Origin of the sequence: Micromonospora cremea (assembly GCF_900143515.1) — a bacterium.
GTDB lineage: Bacteria > Actinomycetota > Actinomycetes > Mycobacteriales > Micromonosporaceae > Micromonospora > Micromonospora cremea.
Map to the genome: position 1 here is coordinate 3,927,005 of NZ_FSQT01000002.1, position 15,436 is coordinate 3,942,440.

The following is a 15,436-nucleotide window of genomic DNA, read 5'->3' on the forward strand; positions in this document are numbered from 1 at the left end:
GCCGTACCCTGGCCGTGTCCGGACGAGGCGAGGGGGAGTGGTGGCCGAGCTGACGTACCCGGAGGTGGGGCGGACGCGGCATGGGCCGCTGCCCGGCGGCTACCACCACCTGCGCCACCGGTACCCGCTGCCGGCCGGCTGTTTCGACACGGCAGCCGAGGCCGTGCTGAGCTGGCGGCTGCACCGCGCCGCCGGGGTACGGATGCGCACCGACGCCCCACGGGCCACCGAGGGCGTCCTGGTGAGCGCCGGTCTGGGCTTCGGTCCGGCCCGCATCTGGGGGCCCTGTCGGGTGATCTGGAGCGAGGACTCGCCTGCGCTCGCCGGTTTCGGCTACGGCACCCTGCCCGGGCATCCGGAGCGGGGCGAGGAGGCGTTCGTGGTCGGCCGGGACGACACCGGCGCGGTCTGGTTCGAGGTACGCGCGTTCAGCCGCCCGGACCGCTGGTTCACCCGCGCCGCCGGCCCGGCCGCCCGGGCCGTGCAGCACGGGTACGCCTGGTGGCTCGGCCGCACGCTGCGCCGGCTCTGCGCCGGCCGCTGAGCGCACCCGTCGGTCAGAACCGGGCGAACGAGCGGATCGGCGCGCGAGGACCGTACTTCGGCGCCCGGATGCCGGCGGCCTCCAGCAGCAGGCAGACCCGGCCCCGGTGACCCCGGAACGGCTCCAGCAGGGCCAGCATCCGGGCGTCGTCACCCCGTGGCTCGCCGGCGAGCGCCCAGGCCACCGTGTTCGGTATGTGGTAGTCGCCGACGCTGACCGCGTCCGCGTCGCCGTAGGTGGTCCGGACCACCTCGGCGGCGGTCCACGGACCGATACCGGCCACGGCGGTCAGCCGACGGGTGGCCTCGGTGGCGTCGGCGCAGCGCTCCAACCGGTCAGCGATCGCGGCGACCCGACGCAGCGTGTCGGCCCGGCGCTGCTCCACCCCGAACGGGTGGAACACCCAGTACGGGGTGGCGGCCACCGCGGCGGCCTCGGGCGCCAGCAGCAGCGGTTGCAGCGGACCGGGCGCCGGCTCGCGGAAGTGCCGCACCGTCGCCGCGTACGCCCGGTACGCCTCCTTGCCGGTGACCTTCTGTTCGAAGACCGCGCGCAGCAGCCGGGGGAAGACCTGCCCGGTGGCCGGCATCCGCAGCCCGCGGTGCTCCCGGGCCAGTCGGGCGACCAGCGGGTGCGCCGCGGCCAGCTCGGCGAAGCCGGTCAGGTCGTCGCGGAGCCCCGCGATCGAGTCGGCCCGGGCCAGCACGTGCTCGGCGCCCGGCCCGTACCCCTCGGCGACCAGTTCGCCGGCGGCCGGCCGCAGGGCCAGCGTGGCCGGTCCGTCCGGTGTGCGGGTGGCCCACCAGAAGGTGCCGGCGGCGATGCGCGCGCACGGGTCGTACGGGCTGAAGGTAAGCGAGCGGACCGACGCGGCGAGCCGGTAGCCGGCCGGCGGGTGCAGCACCCTGGTCGCGGCGGGCTCTGTTGCGGTCACCCCGCCACTGTGCCAGGCATCGAGGCGGCACCGGTAGCCGGTATACCGGTGCACGGCCGGATCCGGCAGCAGCGTGAAGACACCATCGGTCCACCGTTGTGCCGTATTCGTACCCACCGAACGGCCAGAATTAAACGGGCTAAATAGTGCAAGACTATTATATGTGACGATTGTCGGTGGGCGGGACATCGATCGTGTGGTTGTTTGGTGACCAGTAGGTGAAGGTGCTGCTTCGGGCTCACCTGCGGCGGCCATACCCGTCCGGAACGGGCAGGCCCGGGCCCGGGGTTGGGTGGTGGTCGGTGATCCGCGGCAGTCGCAGCGTGCGCCTCAACCCTGCCCGGCTCGTCGCGCAGCGTCACGGGGAGCTGTGGAGAGGCATGCGGTGATGGCTGCGCGAGTGAACGTCCGGTCAGAACGGCCTCCCGCATGATCGCCCTGCGGATCTACCGCGCGCTGCCCCCACCTGTGCGGCGTCGACTGGTCAACCTGCTCCCCGCGCACCGGCGGATGGGGGTCGTACGTACCCTCTCCGGACCGCGCGGGGGCGGCACCGTCCATCCGCTGGGTGCCCGGGTGACGGTCCCCGATGGTGGCGTCCGTACCCGGGCCGAGGTGGTCGCCACGGCCACGCCGTTGGAGCTGTGGCACCGCAACCTGACGGCGGTCACGAGGGCCCTGGAGTCAGCCGGGATCGACTACCACTGCCTGCGTAACGACGACTTCCTCCGCAGCTCGGTCGCGGTTCTCGACGACCACCGTGCCGCCGTCAGTCGGCTGGTGCGCTCGGCACCCGCGCTGGAGGGCGCGCACGTCCGGGTCGTCGAGGTGCTGCCCAGCCGGGATCAGCCGGAGGCGGCGCCGGCAGAGGTGTTCCAGATCTGGTTTCCGGTGACCGACGCCCGGGCGGGTGTGGTCCTCGGCGCGCAGTTCGCCTGCGAGGTCGAGTTCTGGACGCGACACGACGACGTGGTCCGCGCCCCCCGGCACAACGCGGTGATCGACGAGGCGCCCGCCGGGGCGGAGCCGGTCCGGGTCGCCGCCGCGCTGCTCAGCCACTTCGTGCCCGAGGCCGACGACCACACGTACCGCACCCGGCGTGATCTCACCGTTCGTGCCCCGGACCGGGTGGGCTTTCCGATCGACGCCGTCTACACCTGGGTGGACGGTTCGGACCCGGAGTGGTTGAAGCGGAAGATGGCCGCACTCGGCACTCCCGACGGTCCGCTGCACGCGATCGCGGCGAACACGTCGCGCTACCACAACAGGGACGAGCTGCGGTATTCGATGCGCTCGCTGCACAGCTTCGCACCGTGGCTACGCCGGATCTTCCTGATCACCGACAGTCAGTTGCCCAGCTGGCTCGACCCGAGCCACCCGATGGTCACCGTCGTGTCGCACGCCGAGCTCTTCGCCGACCTCGGCGGTCAGTCGTCGTTCAACTCCCACGCCATCGAGTCCCGGCTGCACCGCATCGACGGTCTGGCCGAGCACTTCCTCTACCTCAACGACGACGTCTTCCTGGGCCGTCCACTGCTGCCGACGCACTTCTTCCACGCCAACGGGATCGCGAAGTTCTTCCTGTCACCGGCGCAGTTCGGGCTGGGTGAGGCGAAGCCGACCGACGCGCCGGTGAAGGCTGCCGGCAAGAACAACCGCCGGCACATCCAGCGGCAGTTCGGCGTCACGATCACCCAGAAGATGAAGCACACGCCGTTCGCACTCCGGCGCAGCATCATGCGCCAGATCGAGGTCACCCTGCAGGCGGACGTGACGGCGACCGCCCAGCACCGCTTCCGCCATTACGGCGACCTCTCGATCCCGTCGTCGCTGCACCAGTACTGGGCGTACCTGACCGCACAGGCGGTCCCCGGCGACATCGAGTACGAGTACGCCGACCTCGGTCATCCCTCGACGCCCGCCCGCCTCACCGAGTTGCTCGCTCGTCGGCACCGTGACGTCTTCTGCCTCAACGACACCGACTCGGACCCGAATGCGTTCCAGGAGCAGGAGAGCATGCTGGCCGACTTCCTGCCGCGCTACCTGCCCTTCCCGGCCCCGTTCGAGCTGCCCGACGACGTGATCGCCGAACGCCGGAAGCTCGGGGCCACCGACCTGTGGCGACAAGCTCGCGGCGCCGACCGGCGCGGCAGGCAGTTGGACGCGCCGACGACCCCCGCACTCCGGGTCGGCCGGCATGCGGACTCGGCCGTGGTGCACAAACCCCGGGTCGGCCCCCGGCTGGACGCGCCGACGCTACCCTCGGGCCGCATCGCCACCGGCCGGCATGCCGACCACCAGGCGGAGGATCGCCGCCCGGGACCGGACCTTCCGCCGCGGTAGAGCCGAAGTCGAGGTCCCCGCTGAGCGGGGACCTCGACAGGGGCCCCGCTCAGCGGGCCCGGTTGCGGATGCTGCCCCGCTCGAACTGACTGGCCACGGGGAAGTAGCTCTCGAGGAAGGTCATGACGATCCGGCCCTGCTCCGCCGCGTCGAGGTGACCGTGGTGGGTGTCGTTCAGGCAGAACGAGTCGTAGCTCCGGGTCGTCATGATCTGGGTCAGCTGCGGGTGCTCCAACGGCTCGCCAGTGTTGACGTAGCTCATCCGGATGCTGCCCGGCACGGACCGCCCGGTGAGGTAGCCGACGTAGTGGTGCAGCGAGGACGCGACCGAGACGTCCGAGTGGGACCGCAGCTGGGACGCGGCGGTGAGCTTCACGTCGTCGGCGAACTGCCGATCCAGGTCGTTGGCGACGCTGCGGGTCATCGCGTAGGGCGCGTGCAGCAGGCCATGGGTCAGCGTACGACCGAACGCGTTCCGGATCAGCTGGCGGTTGTTCTTGGCCGCGCTGAAGTTGAAGTCGTCCTCCGCCGCCACGTCGAGCATCGGGATCGGCGTCGGCGACAGGAAGAACTTCGCCAGGCCGGTCGGATCGAAGAACAGCGTCGGCCGGATCGGGCGGCCCAGGAAGAAGTCGTCGTTGAAGTAGATGAATTGCTCGGCGAGGCCGTCGATGTGGTGCAGTTGCGACTCGATGGCGTGTGAGTTGAACGTCGGCAGGGTGCCGCGTCCACCGAACAGCTCGCGGTGGTCGACGACGGAGACCCGGGGGTGGTCGGTGTCGAGCCAGGTCGGGGTCTGCCCCGCCGTCACCACGTAGATGTTGCGGACCCACGGCGCGTACATGTCGATGGAGCGCAGCGAGTAGCGCAGCTCGTCGCGGTCCCGGAAACGGGCCGACCCGTCCGCCGCCGCGAGCGGCTCCCGCCCCAGCTCCGCGAGGACCCGGTCCTTGGCCGCGCGCCACTGCGGGTCGTCGCCGTCCACCCAGGTGTAGACGACGTCGACCGGGAAGTCCACATCGGATACGAGTCGATGGGTGAAGGGCTCGATGGTGGGATGCTCCCGCCCCCGCACGGTCAGGGTGGCCGGTGTCATGGCCGCCACCGGGACGCTGGGGCCGAGCAGTGTGGGGCGGGTGGCGACCAGCGCCGAGCCGTCCTGCGACGGGGTCCAGAACTCGACGTCACAGCCGAGCGCGGGCCCGTACCGGAGGGTCCGCGACGACGACACCACCGGCTGGAACAGCCGCAGGCCGATGGCCTCGGCGGCCCGACTCTCGCTGGTGAGGCACGCGGCGAGGGTCACGGCCGTGACCTTGGCGCCCGTGGTGAGGGTCTCGGCGTAGAAGGGCGCGGCGGAGAACTCCTCCGCGAGGGCGGCGAACACCGCGTCGCGATGCTCCGGGGCGACCACCACCCGGTGTCGGACGCCGTGGTCGCGCGCCACCCAGTAGGAGATGCCATGTCTCCAGAGGAGATCGGTCACCGCGGTGAAGTTTTCGTGGGCGGCGTCGGCGGGCGTCAGGTCGTCCCGGACGACGCTGAGGCGGCCACCGGAGCGGACCAGCCCCGCGACGGTCTCCTGGATGCGCTCCTCGACGGCCGCCACGTCCAACCCGCTCGTGACCTGAGCGGGACGGGGAGCGGCGGGAGCGAAGCCGGCTCCGCCGGTGCGCCCGATCCACGCCGCGAGCCGGTCGGCACGCGCCTGTTCGCCCTCGGCACGCCCCGCGATCAGGTCCGCGTAGAGCTGCTCCCAGCGGTGCATGATCGGATCGATGCGGTAGTCCTCGGCGGCGCGCAGGGCGCTGGCGCCGAAGTCCTGCCGCAGGCGATCATCCGCGATGAGCCTCATCATCGCGTCGGCCAGACCGTCGATGTCGCCCGAGCTGACCAGGAAACCATTCGCGCCGTGGGTGATGATCTCGGCCGGACCGGTCTGGATGTCGTACGCCACCGCCGGCACGCCGGCCGCGAACGCCTCCAGCAGCACCAGCGGCAGTGCCTCACCGTCGCGCGAGGAGAGCAGCGCGATGCTGGTCTTCGACCACTCCTCGACCATCCGGCTGGTCGGCCCGAGAACCTGCACGTTGTCACTCAGACCGAGGTCGGCGGCGAGGCCGCGCATCTCCCCGAGCAGCGGGCCGTCGCCGAAGATCCGCAGCGTCCACTCCGGGTACGTGTCGGCGACCGTGCGGAAGGCGCGGATGGCGTGGTCGATGCGCTTCTCCGGCACCATCCGGCCCGCCACGCTCACCACCGGGTTGCGGAGGGTGGACCGAGGACGGAACCCGTCGGGGATGCTGTTCTGGATGACCTCGATCCGCGGGCAGGACGAGGCGAAGGTGTCGACGAACCAGTCCCGGGTGCGGTCGGTCAGTACCACCAGCGCGTCCAGTCGCGGGGCGAACTGGAACAGCGGCTCGCCGGTTCCGCCCCGCAACTGCGACGGCCGGTGCTCCTGATGCACCGTGACCACGGACGGCGGCGCCAGTGTGGTGGCCATGGCCATCAGCGCCGGCGAGGAGGAGACGAGCACGTCGGTGTCGAGCGACCGCAGCGCCCGGTCGATCTCCAGGTCGGCCAGGCGGCTGCCCTGCTTCTCCCACCGGGCCGGCATCAACCGGCTCGGGCTGCGGTACAGCGCCGCGTACGCCTCGTCGTCGACGCTCGTCGGGCGGGTCGGCCGCGGGGCCGGGCCGGTCAGGTCGACGAGGTACCGCATCCGTACCCGCTCGTCGGCCTGGAAGAAGCCCTCGTCGCTGGTGCGGTAGACGCTGATCACCTCGACCGTGTGACGTCGCGCGAGGTGGTCGGCCTGCGTGAGGATGGCGCGCTCCGTGCCGCCCATGGCATCGGCGGTCAGCAGGAGGAATGTGATCTTCAACTCGGGGTCCCCGTGAAACGTGTGAAGCGGAGGCAGGCCACCGCCAAATTGCCGGCTGCGGTGTAGTACGGGCGGTAACCAACGAACTGGTCGCCGTTGAGCGGCAGAACGGCCCGGCTGACGCGGAGGACCGTACGCGGGTCGGTGAGGTCGTGCAGGAACCGGCCGAGCCGGACCATGCGGGTGGCCGAGGTGCGCACCCACGCTTCCCAGATGACCTCCTCGCCCAGCTGGTCCGGCGCCAGGTCGGCGAGGGGTACGACGAACTCGAAGTCGTCGCCGACCGGCGCGATGGGCACGACCACGTCGGCGCCACCGCCCCGCGGCGTGAAGACGATCGCCGGAGCGTCCTGCGGCCGTACGCCGACGAACCGGGCCCGGATCCGGGCCTCGGCGTGGCCGGTCGCGAGCTGGACCACCTCGGCCCGGGCGCGCGCGGAGGTGACGGTGAGCTGTGCGAGCCCGTCGCCGCTGCGCCCCGGCCGGTACAGCCAGCCGGACACCGGGTGCGGCGGGTTGCCCACGGTCGGTCCGTCCCGATCCGGGGTCTCCTCGACCGTCAGGGAGAAGCGACGTTCACCCGCCGGGCCGGCGTCCACCGCGAGCCCCACCGACCAGGTGCCTTTGCTCAGCGCAATCTCGTCGGTGGAGTCACCGAGACGGGCCACCGCCTCCACGGCGAGTCGACCGGCCTCCCGCCGGACCCTCGCCGGGCAGCGGAGCGTGTCGCCGTCGCGGACGAAGAAGATCTCGGCCCGGTCGGTCGGTTCGGTGCCGGCCGGCAGCACCGCGTGCACGTGCAGCGTGCGCCCGTCGAGTACGGCGAAGAAGTCGCAGTCGGCCGGCGGCAGCCCGGCCACCGGGTCGTGCCGCAGGCGGGTGACCCGCTCGACGAGCCGGTCGGTGACCAGACCGGCGCGGCGGCGGGCACCGTACATCGCCTGCAGCAGGCGGGGCTGCGCCATCCGGTTGGCCGGGTTCATCGGACCCACTCGGGTTCGTCGGTCGTCCCGTCGACGCCGCCCGGCGTGGGGGCCTGCTCACCGGTGACCGCGGCGGCCTGCGGAAGGTACGTCGCGGCCCGCGCCGTCGCCGTCATCCGCGCCCGCTCCGCCTCGACCTCGGCCGGGAGCTCGAACGGCGCCCGGAACGGGAAGTACGCCGAAAGGAAGTCGGTCAGCATGGCGAGCTGCTCGGAGAGGAGGACCTCGCCCGAGTCGGTGTCGTTGAGGCAGAACACGTCACAGTGCCGCCGGGCCAGCAGGGTGGCCAGCTTCACCGGGGTGGACGGGTCGGCCAGGTCGGCGTACGTGTAGCGGATCGACCCGGGCACCGCCTGACCGGAGAAGAACGACCAGTAGTGCTGCAACGAGGACGGGATCGAGAGATCCTTCGGGTGCCGGAACTGATGCCCGGCGGTGCCCACCACCTCGGCCGGCAGGTGCCGCTCGATGTCCTCCAGCACGCTTCTGCGCAACGGGTACGGGACGTGCCGCATCTTCTGCGTGATGGTGCGCCCGAACCGTTCCTCGATGTGCCGGCGGTTGTTCTTGCCGGCCGCGGTCACCGGTGCGTCGTAGACGGTCGCCGGGCCGACGTCCAACTGGGCCGGCGACGGAAAGAACTTCGCGATGCCGTTGGCGTGGAAGAACGTGGTCGGGAGCAGCGGGCGCCCGAAGAACATGTCGTCGTTGACGTAGATGAAGTGCTCGCTGAGGCCCGGGATGAGGTGCAGCCGGGACTCGATGGCGTGCGAGTTGAAGGTCGGCAGCTGGCCGGTGTCACCGAAGATCTCGCGGTGGCGCACCACCCGCACCATCGGGTGCTCCACGTCCAGCCACGGCGGGACCTGGTCGTCGGTCACCAGGTAGATCTGTCGGACCCACGGCGCGAACGACACCACCGAGCGCAGTGAATACCGCAGCTCGTCGCGGCTGGCGTAGCGGGAGGCGTGTGCGCCGACCAGATTGATCTCGGCCTGCCCGTGCTCGCGCAGGGCCGCGTTCTTCCGGGTCTGCCAGTCGCTGTCGTCACCGTCGACCCAGGTGTAGACGAGGTCGATCGGGAAGGTGATGTGCTCGTGGCCGAGGCCGGCGAACTCGGCCCGGGTGCGGTAGGTGGCCGGTCCACCGGCCGGCACGAAGCGGCTGAGCTGGGACGCCGGGACGCGGATCGTCTCGCCCGTCTCCGGCACGGCAGTGGCGACCTGGTTGCCGCGCGGCGCTACGAGGTCCGCCTCGGGCTTCTCCGGCGGCGCGACCGTACGCCAGAACTCGACCTCGCAGGCGAAGGCGCTGCCGAGGACGGTGTGACCGAAGGGGTCGGTGACCGCGTGGAAGACCTGTGCGATGGCGTCGCGGTGGCTGGCGCTGACCTCGCGGCGGCCGGCGTCGACGAAACGCAGGGTGACCCCGTCGGTCGACATGGCCCGGGCGAGCACCTTGAGCACCTTCGCCCTGTGCTTGCGCGGCACGGCGATCGCGCTGCGCAGGTCGTCGGCGTGCCGTACGTGGAAACCGTCGATCCCGGCCTCGTCGAGCGCCCGGGTGACCAGGTCCAGGTTGCGCTGCCGCAGGGCCAGCGGCGTCGCCTCCTCGACGACCCGGGCATGCACCCGGTGGCCGTCGACATCCCGGACCTGACGCACCTCACCGGGCGCGGTCCGGGATCGGCGGGCGGCGGTGACCTGGGTCAACCGACGGACGAGCCAGAGCTGCCGCTGAGGCGGCACGAGCTGGATGAGTTTGTCCCGGTACGCCTTCGGCACCACCCGGTGAGGGCGCAGCATCATGCTCGACCGCCGTTCCGACGCGTCCGCGCGTCACTCGCGATCCGGCGGCGCGGGCGGGCCGGGCCACTCCGTTCCGACCGCGGAAGGGCAAAGATCACCCTGCGTCCCACGCCTTGCCCCCGTTTCCTGTCGTCGACCGGTGAGCGGTCGGCGTCGTCCCATGGCACTGTGCGGGCATGCCGCACGGGCGGCCGGCTCACCACGCCGGTCGCGCAGCGGAAAGGTACCAGTGCGATCTCCGCCGGAACACCCTCTCCTCACCTCGGGGCAACTGTCCGTTCGGATTACATCGGGCAAATGGTGCCATTTACCATTCACGACGTACCGTCGGTGCCGACGGCGAAACGTCACTGGGCGGACGAACAGGCCCGCCCCGCATCGGTGACCTGGTAGATCCGCACGTGGCCCTCCCGGTGGACCAGGGTCACCCGGTTGCTGTCGTCGAGCCGCTTCTGCTCGTAGTTCGCCCGCCAGCCCTTGTAGTCGCGGCCGCCCACCACCACGTACTCAATACCGAACCGGCGTACCGTGCAGCCCTGGTTCTTCGGCGCCTTCTTCTGGTTGACCAGCCAGCTGAACGCCCGCCACCGGTCCGTGTAGTTCTCCCGGCCCACCTTCTCGAGCGGCGGGATCCCGAACAGCGTCGGGACGCCGTAGTCGGCGTGGGCCCAGGACATGAACTGCCGGTGCCGGTCGTAAGCGACCACCTTGTCCGGCGGCGTGTGCTCGGCCAGCCACTCGAAGGTCCGGACGTACTCCTGCCCGACCGGCGCCCGCTGCACCATCGTCTTCCGCAGCGGACGCCACGTGTCGGGCACCAAGGCGAGCGACGCCAGACTCGCCACCACGACCGAGGCCGCGACCGCGGCGGGGACAGCGGATCCGCGCAGCGTCCCGGCACGGGCGACGAGCCGCACGAGCAGCCACTGGACTCCCAACCCGATGACGGTCGCGCCCGCCACGGTGAGCACCCCGTACACCGGGAAGATCATCGAACGGGGTCGTTCGGCGTCGCCGTACCAGAGGCCGGCCAGGGCCTGTGCGGCCGACGAGCCCGACGCGACGGTCCAGATCCCAAGGAGCGTGAACAGCACGCCGGCCAGCAGCCACGGGCGGGCCCAGCGCACCTGCGGCAGCACCAGCGACAGGGGAGACGCGAGCAGGCAGGCGATGACGATCCAGACGCCGACCTGAACGGCCAGCCCGTCGAGCTGGGCATTGTTGCCCGGCCCCGGGAAGCCCCACAGCACGTAGCGTTGCGGATCGGTGACCCAGTACTCGATCGCCTTGCCCCACTGGCCGAGCAGGTCGGGCGGCTCGGTGATCCGCTCACCGCCGGCGCCCAGGATGACGCCGATCAGGGGCAGGATCGGGACGAGGCCCGCGACGGCGGCCGCGCCGATGCCCACCGCGCTGCGGCGCCAGGTCAGGGCCCCCGGCACCACCAGGAGGAAACCGCTCGCGAGCACGCCGACGAAGAGGACGTCGTACGAGTGCATCATCACGATGCCGGCGCCCCCGAGGCCGGCCAGCAGACCCAGCCGTACCGGGTGTGGGCCGCGCAGGGAGAGTGCGAGCAGCAGGGCGACCCCACCGGCCAGACAGGGAGCGGTCTGCTCGTTGACCCGACCGGTGATCAGTGAGGTCCACATCGGGCCCAAAAAGGCCGGAGCGGTGGCGGCGGCGGCCGCGATCACCGGTCCCCCGCGGAGGATCCGGACGGCGGCGTAGATGCCGGCGACCAGGGCGAGCGGCCCGATGACGATCGCCCACGCGGTCATCGTCGTGCTCAGCAACCCGCCGGACAGGTGGGTCGCCTGCGCCCAGGCGACGTTCTCCGCCAGCGGATAGAACTCGCACGAGGTGACCGTGTCGGTCGAACCCGAACTGCACACCGAGGGAATGTCGACGCTGTTGGTGTCCAGAATGCGTCTCGCCATGTACCCGTGGTTCATCGCGTCCCAGCCGGGAGTGGCGACGAGTCGCCCCACCATCGCCCAGCCGTACGCAACGCTCACCACCGACGGCACGGCGACGGCGATCAGGTCGGCGCGGCGCGGCAGGACGGGCCGGATCCGGAAGCGCGACACCAGTGAGCGGCGTTGGTCGCCGTTCGTGTCGTCGGCGCAACGCTCGGCGGTCGGCTGCTGGTTGCCGGCCTTGCGCCGGCTCAGCAGCCGGGAGAGCGCGACCGCGGCGCCGGCCACGAGCAGCTCCGCGACGAGCGCCGCCGAGGCGCTGTCGGGCAGCCCGAGCGCGGGCAGCCAGGCCATCGCCAGCGCGATCAGGCCGAGGGTCAGGGCGGGGGCGGCCGCCCAGGCAACCCAGCGGTACCGCCCCGGCGGAAGCGCGAAGCCGAGCAGCGCCCCAGGCACGACGGCCACGAGAAGGGCGATGAGTGTGGTCAAGATTGGTTCCCTCCCGTGGGTCGCCGCACAGCCGCAGCGGCCGGAAGAGTACCGGAACAGAGGACGGTGGGCGGTACCCGCCTGTTGCCGAGTGTTGGCGCCGCCGTCGGGACGGTCGATGCCGCTGAGCCCGAAGGTCCCTCAGCACGACGGTGGCCGGCCGCGCCCTCCCCGGCTGCGACCGACCACCGCATTCTGGTGGCGCCTGGACTCAGTACGAGTAGCCGGAGCTGCCCGCGTCGTTCGACCCGCTGTCCGCCGGCGGGGCGACCGCCTTCGGCGTCGACGTGGGCAGGCAGCTGAGGTTCTTCTTGCCGTCCGGCTGGACCACGAACCACGTGCCGCCGACGGCCTGGCCCTTCCACTGGCCGGGCTTCTTGTCCCCGATGTAGCGGTACACCGGCCAGCCGCCGACGGTGAGCTGGCGGGTGCCGTCCTGGCGGGTCACGCTGCCGACCTTGTCGTCGGAGACGCCGGTGAGCTGCGGGTTGCCGTCGGTCAGCGCCGGCGGCCACACCTGCGCGCACTTGTCCACACAGTTCGACGCGGGCGGGTCGGCGGTGTCCTTGTCGAAGCGGTACAGGATCCAGCCGTCCTGGTCGGTGACCACGCTGCCCATCCGGGCAACCTTCTTGCCGATCAACTGCTCGGTCAGGTCGACGTCCGCGGGCGGCGGCGCGTCGGCGGCGGGAGCCTCTGCGGACGCCGAGGCCTCGGGTTCAGCCGCCGCGGTGGGCTCGGCCGCGGCGACGGCGACCGGCTCGGCCGCGCTCGAGTTCGCCCCGTCGTAACCCGCGGGAGCGCAGGCCGTTAGTGCGACCATCGCGCTCGCGACGATGACGGTCCGCTTCATCTGTGCCACGTGCCCTCCTCATTCTTGGCAGTTCACTCATAGGTACGGGAGGAGAGCTGTCAAGGTTGAAGGAGTAACAGTGGTCAATTTCACGTGAATTGATTGAACCGATCCGGGCACCCGTACGTGTGCCCGTACGCGGAACGGATCCCCGAAAACGACCATCAGCGCCGACCATTGTCATAATGGCCGGCGCCGATGCGGAACGCGAACCTACATGGGCACCGTGACCAGCGGGCTGGCCACCCCGTTGCCGTCCACCGACTGCACCTGGAGCTCCTTGATGTCGGCCACCGGAGCCGACGTCGAGGCGCTCAGTTCGAGACCCTGCGGACGGGTGTTGGTGCCATAGCCGCCATCCGGCACCAACCAGCTCGAAATGACCTCGGTGCTCGCGTTCTTGCGAACCACCACCAGACGGCAGGTCCGCGGGCCGGGCAGTCGCTGAAGGCTGAAATTGATCCGGGTGCCGTAATCCTTGGTGGCCAGGAACATCGTCGTCTGCACGCCCGTGGTCGGGTCGGTGGCGTCGAACTGGTCACCCTCCACCTCGTTGCCGCCGACCCCCGGGCCGGACGGCGCCCCGGTCGGCGCGCTCGTCGGCGGCTCGTTCCCCGGCGCGCTCAACGTCGGCTCGGCGAGCACCCCCTGCGGTTCATCGTCGGTCACGCTCACGAAGCCGAGCCCGGTCAGGCCACCGAAGACCACCACCGCCGCGGCGGTGGCGAGCAACTGGCGGAACCGGGTGCGTCGTCGGTCGGCGCGGACCGCGACCAACGTCCGGTCCAGCAGCGCCGGATCGGTCGCGGTCTGCTCCAACGCCATCATCGTCTCGCCGTCGATGCCGGAGAGGAGCCCGACGACCGGCACCATCGTCTCCAGCTCGGCGGCGCAGGCCCAGCAGGTGGCGAGATGCTCCTCGAACCGCTCGGTGTCCTGCTCGTCGAGGACGCCCAGCGCGTACGCGGCGACGTCCATGTGGTCTGGCCGGCTCATTCTGTCACCCCCCGCTCCTGCAGAGCCGTGCGAAGCGCACGCAGCGCGTAGTAGACCCGCGACTTGGCGGTGCCCAGTGGAAGCCCCAACTCCTCGGCGGCCTCCGGCACCGTCCGCCCCCGGAAGTACGTCGAGATCAGGATCTCGCGGTGCGACTGACTCAGCGTACGCAGGGCGTCCGCCACGGTCATGGTGCGCAGCACCCGGTCGGTGCTGTCCGCCTCGGCGAACGCGGTCAGGTCCCGGTCGTACGTCTCCGGCGGCCGGGCCTGCTCGCTGCGGTGCTCGTCGATCGCGATGCGGCGGGCCACCGTGACCAGCCACGGCCGCAACGAGCCCTGCCCCTGCGCACCGAGGCGGTGCGCGTTGCGCCAGGCCCGCAGCAGCGTCTCCTGGACGATGTCCTCCGCGCGCTGCCGGTCCCCCCCGGTGAGCCGCATGACGAACATCAGCAACGGGCCGGCGTGCTCGGCGTAGAGCAGCCGGATCAACTGGTCGGAGTGGCTCGCCTCGGTTGACGTCGCCTGATGGCGCCCGGGCGCCGGTCGCGGCGTCACCGGACCATTCTGGCGAGAGGTCGATCGTGCGTCGACCCTCCGGGCAGACGACGTCGGCCGCGACGAGGACCGTGCGGACATCCAGTCCGCGCGAATCGCATCGCCATGCCAACCGGCCGCCACCGCATGCATGCAGACCTCCGGGATGTCCGTTGACCAACGCCGCCCACCAGGCGGGCCGCCCGGTGGTACGCAGCGCCGCCCCGAGCGGATCAACAAACCGCGAAAAAAGTTCTGCGATACCGCTCGGTGAGCCGGTCAGCGGCGGACGGAGAACAGGCCCGGCGGTGGCGGGTCGGAGCCGGTGGCGTCGGCGTCCCGCACCACGGGCGCGCCGCCGGCGAAGCGGTCCAGCTCGTCGCCGGCCACCACCCGGCCGGGGAACCAGTCGCCGGCAGCCCGCCGGGTCAGCTCGGCCACCGGCGGCGTCGTCCGCCCGGCGACCAGCACGAGGTTGCCGTACCGACGCCCGCGCAGCACGGCCGCGTCCCCGACCAGGCAGGCCCGGGGCAGCACCGAACGGACCGTGGCGACCTGCCCACGGGCGTGCCGCAGCGGCGGGCCGTCGGCGAGGTTCGCCAGGTACCAGCCCGCCGGGCGGAGCACCCGGGCCACCTCGGCCGCGTACTCCACTGAGGTGAGGTGGGCCGGGGTGCGAGCGCCGGCGAACACGTCGGCGACCACCACGTCGTAGCTGGCGTCCCGGGTGGCGGCCAGCACGGCCCGGGCGTCCTCGACCCGGACCCGCAGCCGGGCATCGGCCGGCCACGGCAGCGCCCGGCGGACCAGCTCCACCAGCGCCCCGTCCACCTCCGACACCCGCTGCGTGGAGCCGGGCCGGGTGGCGGAGACGTACCGGGGCAGCGTCAACGCCCCACCGCCGAGGTGCAGCACCCGCAGCGGCTCGCCGGCCGGCGCGATCAGGTCGATCGCCGCGGCCAGCCGCCGGACGTACTCGAACTCCAGATGGGTGGGATCGTTCAGGTCGACGTGCGACTGCGGCGCGCCGTCCAGCAGCAGCGTCCACGAGCCGGGACGGTCCGGATCCGGGATCAGCTCGGCCTGCCCGGTGTCCACCTGCTCGACCACCCGGTCACCCGCCCGCTTGCGTCCCATCTCGACC

Annotated in this window: 11 protein-coding genes; 2 read left to right on the forward strand and 9 right to left on the reverse strand. The window is 71.6% G+C overall.

Translation table 11 applies throughout. The features are described from left to right. The first annotated feature begins 40 nt into the window (after positions 1 to 40). Entirely contained in the window at positions 41 to 544 is a 504-nt protein-coding gene (locus BUS84_RS31880) for a DUF1990 domain-containing protein (RefSeq protein ID WP_074319254.1), read from the forward strand. Positions 545 to 557: 13 nt separating this feature from the next. On the opposite strand, the gene BUS84_RS31885 is transcribed toward BUS84_RS31880, so the two are convergent. Beyond that, entirely contained in the window at positions 558 to 1,478 is a 921-nt protein-coding gene (locus BUS84_RS31885) for a DNA-3-methyladenine glycosylase family protein (RefSeq protein WP_074319255.1), read from the reverse strand. A 429-nt stretch (positions 1,479 to 1,907) separates the two neighbouring features. On the opposite strand from BUS84_RS31885, the gene BUS84_RS31890 reads away from it, so the two are divergent. Then, on the forward strand, positions 1,908 to 3,821 hold the full coding sequence (locus BUS84_RS31890) for a stealth family protein (RefSeq protein WP_074318115.1): 1,914 nt from the start codon (positions 1,908 to 1,910) through the stop codon (positions 3,819 to 3,821). Between the two features lie 49 nt (positions 3,822 to 3,870). On the opposite strand, the gene BUS84_RS31895 is transcribed toward BUS84_RS31890, so the two are convergent. From BUS84_RS31895 to BUS84_RS31930, 8 genes are all read right to left on the reverse strand, one after another. Then, on the reverse strand, positions 3,871 to 6,708 hold the full coding sequence (locus tag BUS84_RS31895) for a Stealth CR1 domain-containing protein (protein ID WP_074318116.1): 2,838 nt from the start codon (positions 6,706 to 6,708) through the stop codon (positions 3,871 to 3,873). Further along, positions 6,705 to 7,691, reverse strand: coding sequence for a hypothetical protein (locus BUS84_RS31900; RefSeq protein ID WP_143728582.1), 987 nt, complete (start codon positions 7,689 to 7,691; stop codon positions 6,705 to 6,707). The genes BUS84_RS31895 and BUS84_RS31900 overlap by 4 nt, the downstream gene beginning before the upstream one ends. Next, entirely contained in the window at positions 7,688 to 9,499 is a 1,812-nt protein-coding gene (locus BUS84_RS31905) for a stealth family protein (RefSeq protein ID WP_244298787.1), read from the reverse strand. The genes BUS84_RS31900 and BUS84_RS31905 overlap by 4 nt, the downstream gene beginning before the upstream one ends. Positions 9,500 to 9,846: 347 nt before the next feature. Continuing rightward, positions 9,847 to 11,907 (reverse strand): DUF6541 family protein, encoded by a 2,061-nt coding sequence (locus BUS84_RS31910; protein WP_143728583.1) that lies wholly within the window; start codon positions 11,905 to 11,907, stop codon positions 9,847 to 9,849. 211 nt (positions 11,908 to 12,118) lie between these two features. Beyond that, a complete protein-coding gene (locus BUS84_RS31915) occupies positions 12,119 to 12,769 on the reverse strand; it encodes a hypothetical protein (RefSeq protein ID WP_074318119.1) in 651 nt (216 codons plus the stop codon). Positions 12,770 to 12,973: 204 nt separating this feature from the next. Further along, positions 12,974 to 13,756, reverse strand: coding sequence for an anti-sigma factor family protein (locus BUS84_RS31920; protein WP_074318120.1), 783 nt, complete (start codon positions 13,754 to 13,756; stop codon positions 12,974 to 12,976). Then, on the reverse strand, positions 13,753 to 14,445 hold the full coding sequence (locus BUS84_RS31925) for a sigma-70 family RNA polymerase sigma factor (protein WP_074318121.1): 693 nt from the start codon (positions 14,443 to 14,445) through the stop codon (positions 13,753 to 13,755). The genes BUS84_RS31920 and BUS84_RS31925 overlap by 4 nt, the downstream gene beginning before the upstream one ends. A gap of 126 nt (positions 14,446 to 14,571) precedes the next feature. Further along, positions 14,572 to 15,429 carry a spermidine synthase gene (locus BUS84_RS31930; RefSeq protein ID WP_074318122.1) on the reverse strand — a complete coding sequence of 286 codons (858 nt, stop codon included), beginning with the start codon at positions 15,427 to 15,429 and terminating at the stop codon, positions 14,572 to 14,574. Positions 15,430 to 15,436: the final 7 nt, after the last annotated feature.

What these genes read in the sequence shown, in the direction of transcription:
- BUS84_RS31905 (WP_244298787.1), bottom strand. Translation starts at nt 9,499, where the DNA reads ATGATGCTGCGCCCTCACCGGGTGGTGCCGAAGGCGTACCGGGACAAA.
- BUS84_RS31900 (WP_143728582.1), bottom strand. Translation starts at nt 7,691, where the DNA reads ATGAACCCGGCCAACCGGATGGCGCAGCCCCGCCTGCTGCAGGCGATG.
- BUS84_RS31890 (WP_074318115.1), top strand. Translation starts at nt 1,908, where the DNA reads ATGATCGCCCTGCGGATCTACCGCGCGCTGCCCCCACCTGTGCGGCGT.
- BUS84_RS31925 (WP_074318121.1), bottom strand. Translation starts at nt 14,445, where the DNA reads ATGCATGCGGTGGCGGCCGGTTGGCATGGCGATGCGATTCGCGCGGAC.
- BUS84_RS31920 (WP_074318120.1), bottom strand. Translation starts at nt 13,756, where the DNA reads ATGAGCCGGCCAGACCACATGGACGTCGCCGCGTACGCGCTGGGCGTC.
- BUS84_RS31930 (WP_074318122.1), bottom strand. Translation starts at nt 15,429, where the DNA reads ATGGGACGCAAGCGGGCGGGTGACCGGGTGGTCGAGCAGGTGGACACC.